Source organism: Gardnerella sp. DNF00550 (assembly GCF_049262685.1).
Classification (GTDB): domain Bacteria; phylum Actinomycetota; class Actinomycetes; order Actinomycetales; family Bifidobacteriaceae; genus Bifidobacterium; species Bifidobacterium leopoldii.
Map to the genome: position 1 here is coordinate 1,500,988 of NZ_CP058397.1, position 15,350 is coordinate 1,516,337.

General features: G+C 42.8%; 14 protein-coding genes. 9 read left to right on the forward strand and 5 right to left on the reverse strand.

Annotation, left to right across the window (positions count from 1 at the left end; translation table 11 throughout):
* Positions 1-11 precede the first annotated feature (11 nt).
* Both HXT29_RS06050 and HXT29_RS06055 read right to left on the reverse strand, forming a co-directional pair.
* Positions 12-1,091 (reverse strand): substrate-binding domain-containing protein, encoded by a 1,080-nt coding sequence (locus HXT29_RS06050; RefSeq protein ID WP_174163546.1) that lies wholly within the window; start codon positions 1,089-1,091, stop codon positions 12-14.
* Between the two features lie 99 nt (positions 1,092-1,190).
* On the reverse strand, positions 1,191-1,457 hold the full coding sequence (locus HXT29_RS06055) for an HPr family phosphocarrier protein (RefSeq protein WP_004104751.1): 267 nt from the start codon (positions 1,455-1,457) through the stop codon (positions 1,191-1,193).
* 275 nt (positions 1,458-1,732) lie between these two features.
* On the opposite strand from HXT29_RS06055, the gene ptsP reads away from it, so the two are divergent.
* From ptsP to HXT29_RS06090, 7 genes are all read left to right on the forward strand, one after another.
* A complete protein-coding gene (ptsP, locus tag HXT29_RS06060) occupies positions 1,733-3,391 on the forward strand; it encodes a phosphoenolpyruvate--protein phosphotransferase (protein WP_410295746.1) in 1,659 nt (552 codons plus the stop codon).
* A 104-nt stretch (positions 3,392-3,495) separates the two neighbouring features.
* Complete coding sequence (locus tag HXT29_RS06065) at positions 3,496-3,945, forward strand: PTS sugar transporter subunit IIA (RefSeq protein ID WP_410295747.1); 450 nt, start codon at positions 3,496-3,498, stop codon at positions 3,943-3,945.
* Between the two features lie 63 nt (positions 3,946-4,008).
* Entirely contained in the window at positions 4,009-4,278 is a 270-nt protein-coding gene (locus HXT29_RS06070; RefSeq protein ID WP_004104746.1) for a PTS sugar transporter subunit IIB, read from the forward strand.
* Between the two features lie 116 nt (positions 4,279-4,394).
* Positions 4,395-5,927, forward strand: a complete 1,533-nt coding sequence (locus tag HXT29_RS06075) for a PTS ascorbate transporter subunit IIC (protein WP_004104741.1) — start codon at positions 4,395-4,397, stop codon at positions 5,925-5,927.
* A 224-nt stretch (positions 5,928-6,151) separates the two neighbouring features.
* A complete protein-coding gene (locus HXT29_RS06080; protein WP_117008975.1) occupies positions 6,152-6,703 on the forward strand; it encodes a YbhB/YbcL family Raf kinase inhibitor-like protein in 552 nt (183 codons plus the stop codon).
* Positions 6,704-6,815: 112 nt separating this feature from the next.
* The gene (locus HXT29_RS06085; protein WP_422118353.1) at positions 6,816-8,423 is read left to right on the forward strand and encodes a C69 family dipeptidase; all 1,608 of its coding nucleotides are present in this window, start codon (positions 6,816-6,818) and stop codon (positions 8,421-8,423) included.
* A 228-nt stretch (positions 8,424-8,651) separates the two neighbouring features.
* Positions 8,652-10,169 (forward strand): formate--tetrahydrofolate ligase, encoded by a 1,518-nt coding sequence (locus HXT29_RS06090; protein WP_422118469.1) that lies wholly within the window; start codon positions 8,652-8,654, stop codon positions 10,167-10,169.
* A gap of 188 nt (positions 10,170-10,357) precedes the next feature.
* Here HXT29_RS06090 and HXT29_RS06095 read toward each other — a convergent pair whose 3' ends face one another.
* Positions 10,358-11,200 (reverse strand): alpha/beta hydrolase, encoded by an 843-nt coding sequence (locus HXT29_RS06095; RefSeq protein ID WP_422118354.1) that lies wholly within the window; start codon positions 11,198-11,200, stop codon positions 10,358-10,360.
* Between the two features lie 129 nt (positions 11,201-11,329).
* On the opposite strand from HXT29_RS06095, the gene rsmI reads away from it, so the two are divergent.
* On the forward strand, positions 11,330-12,232 hold the full coding sequence (gene rsmI / locus HXT29_RS06100) for a 16S rRNA (cytidine(1402)-2'-O)-methyltransferase (protein ID WP_004104736.1): 903 nt from the start codon (positions 11,330-11,332) through the stop codon (positions 12,230-12,232).
* Positions 12,233-12,263: 31 nt separating this feature from the next.
* Here the strand turns inward: rsmI and HXT29_RS06105 are convergent, their stop codons facing one another.
* Positions 12,264-12,527 carry a hypothetical protein gene (locus tag HXT29_RS06105; protein WP_004104722.1) on the reverse strand — a complete coding sequence of 88 codons (264 nt, stop codon included), beginning with the start codon at positions 12,525-12,527 and terminating at the stop codon, positions 12,264-12,266.
* Positions 12,518-13,144: a hypothetical protein gene (locus tag HXT29_RS06110; protein ID WP_064340685.1), complete on the reverse strand. Its 627-nt coding sequence runs from the start codon at positions 13,142-13,144 to the stop codon at positions 12,518-12,520. Before HXT29_RS06110 ends, HXT29_RS06105 begins: the two co-directional genes overlap by 10 nt.
* Before the next feature lie 304 nt (positions 13,145-13,448).
* On the opposite strand from HXT29_RS06110, the gene metG reads away from it, so the two are divergent.
* Positions 13,449-15,320 (forward strand): methionine--tRNA ligase, encoded by a 1,872-nt coding sequence (metG, locus tag HXT29_RS06115; RefSeq protein WP_004118486.1) that lies wholly within the window; start codon positions 13,449-13,451, stop codon positions 15,318-15,320.
* The last annotated feature ends 30 nt before the right edge of the window (positions 15,321-15,350 follow it).

Sequence of the window (15,350 nt, forward strand, 5' to 3'; positions counted from 1 at the left end):
ATACAAAAGTATCATATCCTCCACGGAAGTGACATATCGCTTGTGCCTATTCTTGGTGAATTTGTTGATTCGCGTCGCATGATTTCCGGTCTAAACTCCATATGTGCAGGTAACCAATGTTGCTCTGATTTGTTAACAGCGGTTAGGCGGATTGCTTCGCGCGCAATTTGCTGGTACGGAGGGCGGATTGAAGAAAGCTTTGGCTCAGACATTTCTGCCTGTCTGCTATCTCCGTAACCTATTACGAGAACGTCCTGCGGAACTTGCAAAGAAAGCTCATCTAAAGCTAGAAGTGCTCCAAGTGCGACAGCGTCATTTGCGCAAATAACAGCGTCTGGTTTGCGAGATTGTTTAGCGGTAGAATCAGAAAAAAGCCGCATTGTATCCTTGAATCCACGTTGATAAGTAAGTTCTCCAAAAGTTGTCCAATTTGGCTCAGAAAGTAAACTTAATCGGCTTGCAGCAGTCTGAAAATTGGCAAATAAGTTTGCACTTTGTGTGGAGTCAACATTTCCACTTAAATAAGCAATATTATGGGCATCGTGATGCGAAAGATGTATTAAAGCGGCTTCCATCATTGATTCTTGATCCATGCCAACCCAATTCACGTGGAATGAAGTAGTAGTGCCACCAATTTGCACAATGGGAAGATTGTCAACGTAGTTTTCAAGTGTTTTTGTTAAATCACTATTGTTAGATGGCATAACAATAAGACTGTCAACATTATGACCAATAAGTTCTTCTATGCGTTCTTCTTGAGCTTCTGTGTCTTTTCCAGTTCCAACAAGAAGTATTTTATCTATTTCATGAGCTGCTTCATCCAATGCAGAAAGCATATTTACGCTGAATGAATCATCTACGTTGCTTGTGCCCATTACTACGCCGATTGTATTAGTTGTGTCACTTCTTAATGCGCTTGCTGCATAATTTACTGAATAATTAAGCTGCTCTGCGGCTTTTCTTACGCGTTTTGCGATATCGTCATCTTTGGCTCGTCTACCAGAAAGTACACGAGATACTGTTGCAATTGAAACTTTTGCAAGAGCTGCTACATGAGTTATGGAGGCGTTTTGATTAGTTTGATTTGTCATATCTGCCCCCGAATAAGTGCGGTGCTGTAATTATTGGTAAACAGCACCGCAAATTGAATATTATTTATTTGTCAGTTTATGTACACTTATTTATTTATATTATTCGCCTTTCGTGACTACGTCGACAAGATTGTTAGCTACATTTTCAGCGTCTTCACCATCAACGGTAATTGTGATTGAATCTCCTTTAGTAATGCCCAATCCCATAATTGAAAGAATGCTATTCGCACTTACAGGGGCACCTTCGCCTTTCGCAATCGTTACAATGCAATTTGAGGACATTGCGGCTTGAGAAAATTCTGACGCTGGGCGAGCATGTATTCCAACTGGGTCTTCAATAGTAACAGTACGAGTTGCAATTGCCATTTTTTCTCCTTTGAATAATAATTAACAAATTCTGCTTTTATTTTTTTATTTTTCATATAAAAGCAAACCATATTTTTTCTTAAGGTTTTTTGTTTGCTATTTTCAACATTAAGTGTAGCATAATTAATTGAAAAATACAGAAAACGTTTTCACTTGTTGTAACAACATTTTTAATGGTGTATAGTTTCATTAGTAAGAAACGTTTACCTACAAGAAATGCTTATGCGGCGTTGCGGCCGTAATAAAGTTTCTAAACCTAAAGGAGGGTTTTAAGTATGGTAATCACTGGTGTTGGCATTGGGCGCTCGATGGCATATGGTGAAGTATTGTGTATGGCACCTGCTTTGCATGAGCCAGAGGATTCTCCTCGTGCTGTTAGTGTGTTGGCTGAGGATGCAAAAAAGGCTGTTAAAAATGCTTTAAATGAAGTAAATAAAGACCTAAACCATCGTGCAAGTGAGGCTCTTGAAGCAAAGGATGAGGGGACTCGAAAGGCAGCACCAATTATGCAAGCTCTTGCACAGATGGCCATCGATCCAGCATTAATAAGTGCAATTGAATCTGGTATTGATAAGGGGAAAACAGCTGAACGTGCCACTTGGGAAGGGTTCGCACAATTTGAAGACATGTTGCGTAATCTTGGTGGTTACATGGCTGAGCGTGCAGGAGATTTGCATGATGTTGGCCAGCGTGTTATTGCATCTTTGATTGGTGTTGAAGCTCCTGGAGTGCCGGAAAGTGATTCGCCTTTTGTACTGGTTGCTAAGGATCTTTCACCTGCTGATACAGCTTCACTTGATTTAAGCAAGGTTCAGGCAATTGTCACTCTTGATGGTGGTCCTACAAGTCACACTGCTATTCTTGCTCGTGCTCGTGGAATTGTTGCTGTTGTTGGAGCACACGATGCCTCTCAGCTGAAGAATCATCAAATTGTTGTAGTAGATGCCGTTAATGGTCATGTTATAAGCAGTCCTAGTGAAGAAGAAATCGCGCATGTTAAAGAGTCTCGTGAGCGTTTAAGCCGCGCTCGTGAATTGCGTGGATTGCCTGGAAGTACAAAAGATGGTCATTTGATTCCTCTTTTGGCAAATGTAGGAAAGCCCTCAGATGCCGTAACTGCTCATGAGTATGGAGCAGAAGGAGTAGGTCTATTCCGAACGGAATTTCTGTTTATTGGTAACGAGCAACCGCCTAGTATAGAAGAACAAACAGAATCTTATACAGAGTTACTATCTCAGTTTGAAGGCAAGAAAGTTGTTATTCGATTGCTCGATGCTGGAGCAGATAAGCCGTTACCATTCCTGACTCCTGAAGATGAACCAAATCCTGCTCTTGGACTTCGAGGTTTGCGTACTCTAAGACAGCATATGGATGTTCTAGATGGTCAGCTGGAGGCATTATCTCGTGCTGATGCTGTGACGAATGCTGACTTATGGGTGATGGCTCCAATGGTTTCAGACGAACATGAAGCAGCATATTTTGTAAAACTTGGTAAATCTAAAGGTCTTAAAAAGGTTGGCATTATGGCAGAGGTGCCTTCTATCGCTCTTGTTGCCGAGGAGGTTGCTCAAGTCGCTGATTTTGTATCTATCGGAACGAATGATTTGACGCAATACACTCTTGCAGCAGATAGAACCCTTGGGTCTGTTTCTAATTATCAAACTGCTTGGCACCCTGCAGTGTTGCGCGCGATCAAAATGATTGCAGACGCTGGTAACGCACATGGTATGCCAGTCGGAGTGTGTGGAGAAGCTGCAGCAGACCCAGATTTAGCGGTTGTTCTTACAGGTCTCGGTATTAACTCGCTTTCTATGACGCCAGTTGCTTTGGATGATGTTCGAGCAGAACTTGCTCAAACTACATTTGATGAAGCTAAGGCTAAAGCTCATGAGGCTTTAGCTGGAAAGTTCTACCACTCAATCATGCAAGAATAAGCCAAGGGAGTAATTCAAAATATGATCGTTACGAAGAACATTAAAAATTCGATTACCAATCAGAAATAATCAAGAATAGTTAACATGCTTAGAAAAGAGAAAATATGAGTGCTGATATTGATGAGCTTCTCCCGGATTCTGCAGTAAACCTTGATATTGCAGCGAAAGATTGGCGTGATGCTATTTGTCTTGCAGGCAATGCTTTGAGGGAGTCTGGCTTTACTACTGATGAATATACGAATCAGATGATTGAAACAGTTGAGAAAATGGGCCCGTATATTGTTATTGCCCCAGGCTTGGCTTTGGCGCATTCGCGCCCGTCGGAAGCAGTGTTAAAAAGTGGTTTGAGCTGGATTCGTTTAAGTACGCCTGTTAAATTTGGTAACACTGCCAACGATCCGGTCTCTTTAGTAATTGGTCTTGCAGGTCACGATGAAAATGAGCATATTGGCGTTATGTCCGCGGTTGCTGCAGCTTTGTCTAATCCTGTGAAGACTAGAGAACTTGCGCAAGCAAAAAACGCTAAAGAAATTCGCGCAATTCTTAAAAGTTAAATACTAAAGAATTAATTAATTTTGCAAAATTAAAAAAATACAACTCAACGAAAGAGGTTATTTATGAATATTCTATGTGTATGCGGAAACGGCATTGGCACGTCTGTACTTTTAAAAATCAATGTTGAGGCTGCGGCAGCAGACTTAGGTCTTGATGTTACAGTTACTACTTCCGATGCGGGAAGTGCAAAAGGTACTGCGAATATGAATGATCTTGTGCTCACTTCTCCTCAGCTTGCTCCAGAGCTTGAGGGCACTACCACTCCTGTAGAAACAATTGAAAATTTCATGGATGTTGAAGAGGTGAAGGGTGTGCTTGAGCGTTACGCATAAATTATGTGTAACAAATAAACGTTTGATTATGCTGATTACGTGCTTACTGCTTTGGCATAGTCGTACTGTTATTTCATGCGCTATTCGCTTTTTCTAAATAAAAAGAAGGAAATAAGATGAACATTGTAGTTCAGGTTTTAAATTTCATAAGTCAGCAGATTTTGAATGTGCCGGCTTATTTGATTGGTATTATTGCGGCAATCGGTCTTATCGCGCTCAAACGTAGTGCAGGACAAGTGATTGCAGGCGGCTTAAAAGCTGCTATGGGTTACCTCATTTTGGGTGCAGGTGCTGGCGTTGTTGTTGGTGCACTTGCTCCATTTGGTGACTTGGTTTTGAAGTCTACTGGTGCTCATGGTGTTGTACCTACGAATGAGGTTATTACTGCTCAGGCTGCAGGTCAGTACGGTGCTACTTCTGCATACATTATTGTGCTCAGCTTCGTTCTTATGCTTCTTGCTGCACGCTTTACTCCTTTGAAGTACATATTCTTGACTGGTCACCACATGGTGTTTATGTCTATGCTTTTGGCTCTAGTTCTTTCCGTTGGTTTTGGTGCAGGCAACCAGTTGCTTATTGTTATTGTCGGCTCTGTCATTATGGCAACGGTTATGGTTGTTCTGCCAGCTTTTGCGCAGCCTTTTATGAACCGTATTACTGGTAGCGATAAGCTCTCGATTGGTCACTTTAACTCTTTAAGCTACATTGTTTCTGGTGCTGTTGGTGCTGCTGTTGGTAAGAAGTCTAAGTCTACTGAAGATATTAACTTCCCTAAGGGTTTGAGCTTCTTGCGTGATTCAATGGTCTCCACGACTTTGTTGATGGTTGTGCTGTATTTGGTATTCGCGGTGTGGGCTTCGGTTGTGTTGCCAGTAAAGGAACTCTTCAAGATTTTCGCGTCTCACCCTACGGACTATAGTGCCTTCTACATGGCGGCTTTTGCTCAGGCTTTGCAATTTGGAATTGGTGTTAGTGTCATCCTTTATGGTGTTCGTATCATTTTAGGTGAATTGGTTCCTGCATTCCAGGGCATTGCTAACAAGGTCGTTCCAGGCGCTCGTCCAGCATTGGATATTCCAATCGTATTCCCATACGGTGCTAATGCTTCTCTTATTGGCTTCTTGTCTTCCTTCGTTGGAGGTCTTGTAGCTCTCGGACTTATTGCAATTTGGATGGGTCCAGCTTGGGGATTGGCATTGATTCTCCCAGGAATGGTGCCTCACTTCTTCGATGGTGGTGGTGCAGGCGTGTTTGGTAATGCAACCGGTGGTCGCCGTGGTGCTATTCTCGGTGGTTTTATTAACGGTTTAATTATTACATTCCTTCCAGCAGTATTGCTTACTGTTATGGGTTCCTTCGGCTTGGCAAATTCCACCTTCGGCGATGCTGACTTTGGTTGGGTTGGCACTGTTGTTGGTAACTTCGCTCACCTCGGTGCTGGCGTTGGTGCTATAAGCTTGATTATTGTTGCTGTTATTCTGTTTGCCTTGGCTTGGGTATGGCAGGTTAAGGTTGTTAACACTGGCTGGCTTCCTGCAGTAAAGCATGCTGAGTTCATTGAAGGAATTAAGAAGCAAGAGCGTGCTGCTAAGAAAGCAGCTGTGGCAGCTAAGGCTGCTGAAACTCATGAGGAGGCTGCTACAAAATAAATAGAGTACAGTAAAAAAATCACATTTTAGTTAATGCGCCCAGTTTAGATTTCTCTGGGCGCACGTTTTATATTGACCGTCAAATTATGCAGTTAGCGTTGTTTCTTAGTGTTGTTTTTGCTTGAGTGCCACGATCTGCTTGAACAATTAGATTGCGCGAACATTCGCGTTTATTTGTTACTCGCGCAGTTGATTAGTGTTGTGTAATGGTAGATACTTAAATTATGAATATTTCTACAGATTTCACTACCATTCCGGATGATTATTCTAAAGCTGCGCCGGAGCAGAATAAGATCAGCGGAGTGCCGGTAGTTTCTTTCCCGTTTTACGTTGATAATATGCCGTCTTTTGTGCATTATTTGCATTGGCGTTTTGTTGACGACGATGCAATACCGGTATGCGGTTTTGAATGGATTCACTGGACTGCTGCAAATGTGCCTGTTGAAGCGTTAATGTTTGATTTTAACGACTCTCACGCTTTACAAATACCGGAAGATTTTTCTCGCACAATGACTTCTATGATTCCGGAAGCTCTTCAAGGACGCAACTCGCAAGCAAGCAGATTTATTGGCTGCAATGATCCAGCAATTACTATGCGTTACAACGGTCCTCAGCCTCCTGATAAAGATCATGAATACATGTTTGAAGTTTTTGGCACAGAAAAGCCTTTGCCAAATCTTAAGCCGGGATTCTACATGAATGAATTGTTACGCGAAGTAAGAAATGTAAATTCAGGTGTAGACGCTGGTGGAATGTTCCTTACTGGTAAAGCCTAAACGCAAGCACAAGAGCAACCAATTAGGTTAGCAGTTAACGCCTAAGCGTTAGAATCAAACAGTAACAAATCTAAAAAATAAAATATAAAATCTAAAAACAGAGGATGCAAATATGGCATGCACAACAATTCTTGTTGGTCGAAAAGCAAGTTACGACGGATCCACGCTTATTGCGCGTAACGAAGACTCGGCAAATGGCGAGTTTAATCCGAAGCGTTTAGTGGTAGTAAAGCCGGAAGATCAGCCTCGCGTTTATAAGTCTGTTCTTAGCCACGTAACAGTCGAGTTGCCGGATAATCCGATGCAATACACAAGCGTGCCAAATGCAGACTTGCGCGAAGGAATTTGGGGAGAAGCTGGCGTTAACGAAGCAAATGTTGCAATGAGCGCAACCGAAACGCTTACATCTAACGAGCGCGTGTTAGGCGCAGATCCAATGGTTGAACTTCAAAAAGCGCAAGGTAAGGAAGGTGACGCTGATTATAAGCCAGAAGTGCCGGGTGGAATTGGCGAAGAAGACTTCTTAACGCTTGTTTTGCCTTATATTCGTAGCGCTCGCGAAGGCGTTGAGCGTTTGGGTGCATTGCTTGAAAAGTACGGCACTTATGAGATGAATGGCGTTGCATTTTCGGATGTGAACGAGATTTGGTGGTTTGAAACTGTCGGTGGCCATCATTGGATTGCTAAGCGCGTACCAGATGAAGCTTATGTTGTTATGCCAAACCAGCTTGGAATTGACGAGTTCGATTTGGACGATGCTTTTGATGCTCAAGAAGAGCATATGTGCTCTGCTGATTTGCTTGAGTTTATTGAAGAAAACCACTTGGATTTGTCGGTGGAAAACGCTTCGCCGTTTAACCCTCGCGACGCTTTCGGCTCTCACTCGGATGCCGATCACGTTTACAACACTCCTCGCGCATGGTTTATGGAGCGTTTCTTGAATCCTTATGACGAAGTGTGGGATGGTAAAGACGCTGATCATCGTCCGGACAGCAACGATATTCCTTGGGCTCGCCAGCCTGAGCGTAAAGTGACGGTTGAGGATATTAAGTACGTTTTAAGCTCTCACTATCAGGGCACTGAGTATGATCCTTACGGCAAACTTGGCGATGAGCATACTCGTCATCTTTTCCGTCCAATCGGCATCAATCGTCAAAGTCAATTGGCTGTAATGCAAATCCGCCCTTACGCGCCGGAAGTGTTCCGCGCGATTCAGTGGATGGCATACGGCTCTAACCCGTTTAATGCTCTTGTGCCGTTCTATCCAAACGTAAATCGCACTCCAAAGTATTTGGAAGATACGACTACTCGCGTGACAAGCGAAAACTTCTATTGGGAGAATCGTATTATTGCAGCTCTTGCGGATGCTGCATTTAACGACACTGCAAACGCGATTGAGCGCTACCAAGAAGTTGTCGGTTCCCTTGGCCACGCAATGGTCAAGTCTACGGATGCTGCCGTGGCAGATATTCTTGGCGTTGATTTGGCTGATTACGAGCCAGAACGCGAAGGTGATGAAGGCGAAGATTACGATGATTTAGTTCGCGATCCTGAAGCTATTATCGCCGAGCTTCGTAACGACAAAGTGCGTGAAGCTTTGGCTGAAGCAAATGACGATATGGCAGCAAAGTTGAAGAAAGAAACCGATTCTTTGCTTGACACGGTGCTGTACATCACTAGCATGCGTATGAAGAATGGTTTTAATCGTTCCGATCACTAGATTTAAATTTTATTAAAAATTAAGTGCCTTCCTAAGAAATGAACTTTTTATTTCATACGGAAGGCATTTTTGTTATCTTTTGTTATTTTGCTATAGACGTTGTTAATAGCTCGTATAGATATTGCGTGTGGTGGCTATGCTACGAACAAACAATCGTATAGTATGAATCATGTAATTAACATTATCCGCATGCATAGTTGTGCCAATATGCCTATGAAAGAGGGGTACATGAGCATTCTTGATTCATACACTACAACATTCGGTTTGGTTAAAAAAATTGATGCCTTTGGGTACCTGGATTATTTAAAGCAACATCCAGAGGAGCCTAGGAAGAGTGGTAAGGTTCTGCTTGTTACTGCTGATACTCCTTTAAAAGCTTCTCGTGGAGAAGGTAAAACAACTACAACTATCGCGTTAGTTGATGCATTGCGTGAGCGCGGTGTGGACGCAGCTGCAGTTCTTCGTCAGCCAAGCATGGGCATTACAGCTGCTGGTTCTAAAGGTGGTGCAAGTGGTGGCGGTAAGTCTTCGCTTTCTCACCCTGAGCTAATTGACTGGGGCTTGTGTGGTGAAATGGCTGCTATTGCTTGCGCACAGAATTTGCTTGTGTCGTTTGCGGAAAAAGCAGTCGACGAGGGTGTTCTTGATACTATTTTAGTTCCTCGAGTTAGCGAGGTTCCTTCGCGATCTTTGCGAAGTATTGCTGTTGATTTTGGCAAGGGGACTGTTCCTGAGCGCGTTGTTTTGACGCCAACTTGCGAGCTTATGCAAATCGTAGTGTTGTCGCGCAGTATGGACGAGATTTCTAATCGTGTTTCTTCAATGATTGCTGGCACAAAAGACGGTAAGCCTGTTAAGTTTGGTGAGTTTGTGGATTTGTGGCGAATCACCAATATTCTTGCCGATGCTGTAAAGCCTGCTAAAACTGAGACGATTAATGGTTCTCCAATCTACGTCCATTGCGGCCCGTTTGCGAACGTTTCGCTTGGTATTCCAAGCCTTGTAAGCGTTGAAATGGCTTGCGCTGAGCATGATGTTGTAGTGGTGGAAGCAGGTTATGGCACGGATGCTGGTGCTCAAAAGTGGTTAGATATTGCTGCTCGCGAGTTTGGTGCAAAGTGGCCTGCTGCTGCAGTTGTAGTTACTCGTGCAACTACTTGGCGAGATGACGAAACTTTGGCTTGGCGTTACCCATTCCATGTTTCTCGTCTGGAATCTCTTAATATTCCTACGTTCCCATTGATTAATTTGTGGGAAGGCGAGGATGATCAAGTGCCTGAATTGTTGGAACAAGCCAAGTCTTTAGGATTCAGAAAGCCTATTGTTGGCAATTTATTCCGTGATGGTGGCGATGGTTTGGCAAATCAGCTGGACGATTTTGTGTCTGCAATAACTGATGATGTTGAAACGAGAGTTCCAGAAAGTAGGCGTGGAAAGACGCTTAGGGAGCGAATTAACTTGTTGTGTGCAGAAGCTTACGGTGTTCCAGTTGAGCGTGTAATCGACAAAGCAGGTTTTGCTGATTCATTGAAAGAAGCGCAGGATTTGTGTGCAAATTCTGGAGTTGTTTTCGATGACCTTGCGCTTGTTGCTGTGAAGTCGCCAGCAACTATGACTGACGACGATCATAAGCCTGCTGAAGAGCGCACTGTGACATTGAAGAAAGTGGAAGTTCACGCTGGAGCTGGAGTTGTGCAGGTAAATCTCACATCTTCACTAACAACTCCAATGCCAAAAATCGTGTGATTGCTTTCTGCTGATTTTCGCTTCATGCACGTGCTAGAGCGTGAGCTGAAACGCAAGCTATAAAGCACACTAGAAACGCATATTAAAAACGGCGCTAACGCACAATTTATGATGTGTTAGCGCCGAAATTATATAAATTACATTAATGATTGTTTTACAACGTGTTGAAAATGCAAAGCATCTTTACATCACGCAAAAGTGCGATGCAACCAATCGCAAGCAAGCTTAACCCATTGCTGAACTTCTGGCTGAATAAATTCAGTAAGCACATTTCCGTTTTCATCGCGTTTTGCTGTTTCTTTAACTGCCAAAGCTAAGCCGTGCGGTCCTCTAGGGAACAGGTGAGCTTCAACACTTACTCCAGCTTCAACGCAAGCGTTCACAAACATTATTGAATTTTCTACTGGAACTGTTTGATCAGTAACAGTTTGCCATACAAATACAGGTGGAGTTTTGCGATCCACGTGATTTTCCAGCGAAAGTTTATTGACGAGTTCAGTTCGCTTTCCGTCGCTAACTTCTCCAAATAGACGATCGAAAGTTGGCTTATGCGCATATTTTCCAGCAGAAATAACAGGATATGCGAGCATAAGTGCATTTGGACGCACGTCATCAGCAGCATACCCGTTTGCTTCCTCAACTTCGTTGCTAACACTAGTTGCAAGGTTTGCAGCCACATGCCCTCCAGCGGAGAATCCAATAATTGCAACTTTTTGCGCATCTACGTGCCATTCTTTTGCGTTTTTGCGAATTAAGCTCATCGCTTCTGCGGCTTCTAAAAGCTGAGTTGGGTATGTGCTTGGAGTAAGCGAGTATCGCAACACAAAAGTGTGGAATCCTTCTGCAGCAAACTTCATGGCAACAGGCTCTGCTTCACGATTCGAGACGCGCAAGAAACCTCCGCCTGGCAAGATTAAAATTGCAGGACGGTTTTGCAAACCTTCGCTATCTAAATTATCGTCTAAAACATATCCAATAAGCTGCGCATCGCTTCCGTCTATACTTTTTATTTTCTGATTTATAATCTTCATAGTGTCTCTTTTCGTTTCGTTTATATTGCAATTACACTAAGCATAATTCTAATCAAATACCTCGCTTTGTAAGTGCGTTCTTTTATAAATTCGTGTAGAGTTTTAAGAAGTTTTATAAGGAGATTCAAGATGTGTGACGAAGAAGATAATTTAGGTAAGGTTGTTTTAGCTGCTACGCCTATTGGGAATATGGCAGACGCTTCTGCACGATTAATTAATCTTCTTGAAACTGCTGATATTGTTGCTGCTGAAGACACGCGTAGGCTTTATGATTTAGCGAATCGCCTTGGCGTACATGTTTCTGGTAGCGTAATCGCATATCACGATCATAATGAGCGCAACAAGGCAGATGGCTTGCTAGACAAAGTTGAGCAGGGCAGCACTGTTCTTGTTGTTTCAGACGCAGGTATGCCTACAATTAACGACCCGGGTCTTGCTGTTGTTCGACGTGCAATAGAGCGCGATTTGCCTGTTACTTGCGCGCCTGGTCCTAGTGCAGTTTTAGATGCGCTTGCTCTTTCTGGATTGCCAACCGATCGCTTCTGTTATGAAGGCTTTTTGCCTCGTAAATCTGGTGAGCGTCAACAGCATTTGCGCTCACTTAAAGCCGAGCGACGAACAATAGTATTTTATGAGGCTCCACATCGTATTGCAGAAGCAATGGAAGACATATTGGCAGTACTTGGTTCTAATCGTCCAATGGCGTTATGCCGTGAACTTACAAAAGATTTTGAGGAAATTCGTCGTGGAACTGTGCAAAGTATTCACGATGGTGTTTTAGCGGATCCTCCTCGAGGTGAAATAGTTTTAGTTATCGGTGGTGCAAGTGACGAAGAAGTGCAGTCTGAAAGCACAGATTTAAGCATTGATGCTCTTGCAAAGCTTTCGCTTGAATGTGCAGAATCCGAAGGTTTGCGCATAAAAGAAGCCATTACAAAAGTAGTAAAAGAGCATCCGTTTGCTGACGGATCTTTTGCTAATCGTAAGCAAGTTTACGCGTCTTGTCTTGAGCACAAACCTGATCAAAAGTAAGATTTCTGCTTTTGCTACTATTTTTTGCTTTCTATTCATTGCTGTCATACGCAGAAAATAGCACTTCAAAACTGTAACGAACGTCAGGCCCGCCTTGTTGAGAAATATATTCTAAGATTTGCGCGTCTGCCGAAGGGTTTGCAATAATCCATTTGCGAAGTTCTGGTATTTTTTGCGCGATATACCATAGCACTTCCGTTTTTGTTGCAGGGTCGATAGCAACAGATGGTGTGAGTATTATAGGTGGTTTTGGAGGGCTGCTTGTTTTAGTTGCATAAGAGTTCTTTATTTCCATGGTTTGTTTGCTTCTTTCGCAATGTTTCGTATCCAATTTCTTGCATGTATTGAGCCTGGGAAATATGGGTTTCCGTCAATAGTACGTTTGCATTTTCGCAAGTCAATGCTGTATTTAGATATCAATAAGTGAGCAATATCTTTTCTATAAGGTTCGTACTCTTCGTTTTCGCTTGGAGTGTACGCTAAATCGCAAATTGTTCGTTCTGGCGTTGTTATTCTAATTTTTCCAAGTATTACGTATTCTTCATTGTTTAAGTGTCTTCGAAATGCTCGGATTGCATGGCCGTGCGGCTTTTTTCTTCTATGCCCATAATCAATAACATCTATATTTTCAGGAAAATTGCCTCCTATCCAAACCCATGCTGCAGTAAATAAGCAGGCTATGCTTTCTGTAGGTATAAGATTGCTCACAATATTACTTCTTCCTTGAGTGGAAATAGCTGCTTTATTTGAATATCCTGCATTTAAATCAAGCCTATTGAATACGCCAATTTGAGAAAGTTTTTTCATGCACATTGGGCCTGGTAAATGGTTGTCGTCAAGTAATTCCGGGAATTGTGTTTGTGTTTCTTCGCAAATATCCAATAAATCGCGTATGTTTTGTTGTTTTTTCAATTTTCCTCAATCCTTTCTTTTTGCATATTTATTTTTTAGCGCGACTATTTACAATGTGTATCGCACATATTGTTGTTTTTCTAACGCATATTTTGTAATTCATGCTTTGTAGTGAATAAGTTTCGTAATGCATAAGTTGAGATTATGTTTATATTTGCTTCAATTCCAGGCTGGTTTTATAACTTGTGGATATGTGGATGAACTCGTGTGAGGCTTGTTATTTAGCGTGTTTTCTCGTATATTTTGGGATTCTTTTTGCAATGTTCTTATGTACTGTCCGCGTTGAACAAGATAATAATTGTCTATGAGTCATATTTTGGTGAATGTTGCTTGGCCGTATGCTAACGGCCCTCGTCATATTGGTCACGTTGCAGGTTTCGGGGTTCCGTCGGACGTGTATGCGCGTTACGAGCGCATGAAAGGTAATGACGTATTAATGGTGTCTGGCACGGATGAGCACGGCACACCTATTTTGGTTGAAGCAGATAAGGAAGGCGTTTCTGCGCAAGAGCTTGCTAATCGTTATAATCGTGTGATTACTAAGGATTTGTGCGATTTAGGTTTGAGCTACGATTTGTTCACGCGTACTACTACTGCAAATCACGAGCATGTTGTGCAAGAAATGTTCCGTCAGTGCTTAAAGAACGGCTATATTTACAAGGGCACTCAGAAGGTTGCTATTTCTCCTTCCACTGGTCGTACTTTGCCAGATCGTTATATTGAAGGCACATGCCCATTGTGTGGTGCAGATGGTGCTCGTGGCGATCAATGTGATGCTTGTGGAAACGAGCTTGATCCGGATGAGCTTATTAATCCAGTTTCTAAAATTAATGGTGAAACTCCGCGCTTTGAAGAAACTGAACATTATTTCCTAGACCTGCCTGCTTTGGCTGAGGCGAATGTTAATTGGCTTCATTCTCGCGAAGGTTGGCGCACGAATGTTATTAATTTCTCGCTTGGATTATTTAATGAAGTAAAGCCGCGAGCTATTACGCGCGATATTGATTGGGGTATTCCTGTTCCTGTTGAAGGATGGATTGATAATCCGAATAAGCGTCTGTATGTGTGGTTTGACGCTGTTATTGGATACTTGTCTGCATCTATTGAATGGGCTCGTCGACAAGGCAAGCCAGACGCTTGGCGTGATTGGTGGTGTGATCCTAAGTCTCCTGGATACTACTTCATGGGCAAAGATAACATTACTTTCCATTCTCAGATTTGGCCTTCGGAAATGCTTGCCTACAACGGTGCTGGTTCTAAAGGTGGTGAGGCTGGCGTTTATGGTCCATTGAACATGCCTGAACAGGTTGTTGCTTCTGAGTTCATGACTATGGAAGGCAAGAAGTTCAGCTCTTCGCGCGGAATCGTGATTTATGTGAAGGATATTTTGGCGCGTTACCCTGTAGATGCTGTGCGTTACTACATTTCTATTGCTGGTCCAGAAAATTCTGATGCTGATTTTACTTGGGCTGAGTTTGCTCGCCATAATAACGAAGAGCTTGCTGCAAGCTGGGGTAATCTTGTCAATCGTGTGGCAAATCTTATTAATAAGAACTTTGGTGTAATCCCTCCTCTTGACGAAGATTCTATGACTGCAATGGATCGCGCTCTTCTCGATCAAACTTCTGATGCTTTTGCTTTGGTCGGTAGTTTGATTGAGCGTCATCGTCAGAAGAATGCTCTTACTGAAGCAATGCGAGTAGTTGCGGATATTAATAAATATATTTCTGCAACTGAGCCTTGGAAAATTAAAGATGATGAGGCTCGCCTTGGTACTGTGTTGCATGTTGCAGCTCAGGCTGTTTCGGATGCTAATCATCTGCTTGCGCCATTCTTGCCTCATGCAGCTCAAAAAGTTTGGGAAGCACTTGGTGGCACTGGCGTATTCTCGCCTTTGCCTCATATTGAAGAAGTTGAAGATTTGGATAATCCAGACTTCAAGTATCCGATTATTACGGGCGATTATCGCTTGGGGGAAACTGTTCATCCTTGGGAGAGTGAGGAGTTGGTAGCAGGTACGCCTGTGCCTAAGCCAAGTCCTATTTTTGCCAAGATTCCAAAAGAAGCAGTTGAGGAGGAGCTTGAGCGTTTCGCATCTGCTTTGTCCGAGCGTCAGCGTGTCGAGGCAGAAAGACTTGCTGCAGCAAAAAAATCTTTGGAAAATAGTGAGAAATAGGTTGAAATTTTCAATAAATAAATTATAAAA

What these genes read in the sequence shown, in the direction of transcription:
- HXT29_RS06050 (WP_174163546.1), bottom strand. Translation starts at nt 1,091, where the DNA reads ATGACAAATCAAACTAATCAAAACGCCTCCATAACTCATGTAGCAGCT.
- HXT29_RS06055 (WP_004104751.1), bottom strand. Translation starts at nt 1,457, where the DNA reads ATGGCAATTGCAACTCGTACTGTTACTATTGAAGACCCAGTTGGAATA.
- ptsP (WP_410295746.1), top strand. Translation starts at nt 1,733, where the DNA reads ATGGTAATCACTGGTGTTGGCATTGGGCGCTCGATGGCATATGGTGAA.
- HXT29_RS06065 (WP_410295747.1), top strand. Translation starts at nt 3,496, where the DNA reads ATGAGTGCTGATATTGATGAGCTTCTCCCGGATTCTGCAGTAAACCTT.
- HXT29_RS06070 (WP_004104746.1), top strand. Translation starts at nt 4,009, where the DNA reads ATGAATATTCTATGTGTATGCGGAAACGGCATTGGCACGTCTGTACTT.
- HXT29_RS06075 (WP_004104741.1), top strand. Translation starts at nt 4,395, where the DNA reads ATGAACATTGTAGTTCAGGTTTTAAATTTCATAAGTCAGCAGATTTTG.
- HXT29_RS06080 (WP_117008975.1), top strand. Translation starts at nt 6,152, where the DNA reads ATGAATATTTCTACAGATTTCACTACCATTCCGGATGATTATTCTAAA.
- HXT29_RS06085 (WP_422118353.1), top strand. Translation starts at nt 6,816, where the DNA reads ATGGCATGCACAACAATTCTTGTTGGTCGAAAAGCAAGTTACGACGGA.
- HXT29_RS06090 (WP_422118469.1), top strand. Translation starts at nt 8,652, where the DNA reads ATGAGCATTCTTGATTCATACACTACAACATTCGGTTTGGTTAAAAAA.
- HXT29_RS06095 (WP_422118354.1), bottom strand. Translation starts at nt 11,200, where the DNA reads ATGAAGATTATAAATCAGAAAATAAAAAGTATAGACGGAAGCGATGCG.
- rsmI (WP_004104736.1), top strand. Translation starts at nt 11,330, where the DNA reads ATGTGTGACGAAGAAGATAATTTAGGTAAGGTTGTTTTAGCTGCTACG.
- HXT29_RS06105 (WP_004104722.1), bottom strand. Translation starts at nt 12,527, where the DNA reads ATGGAAATAAAGAACTCTTATGCAACTAAAACAAGCAGCCCTCCAAAA.
- metG (WP_004118486.1), top strand. Translation starts at nt 13,449, where the DNA reads ATGAGTCATATTTTGGTGAATGTTGCTTGGCCGTATGCTAACGGCCCT.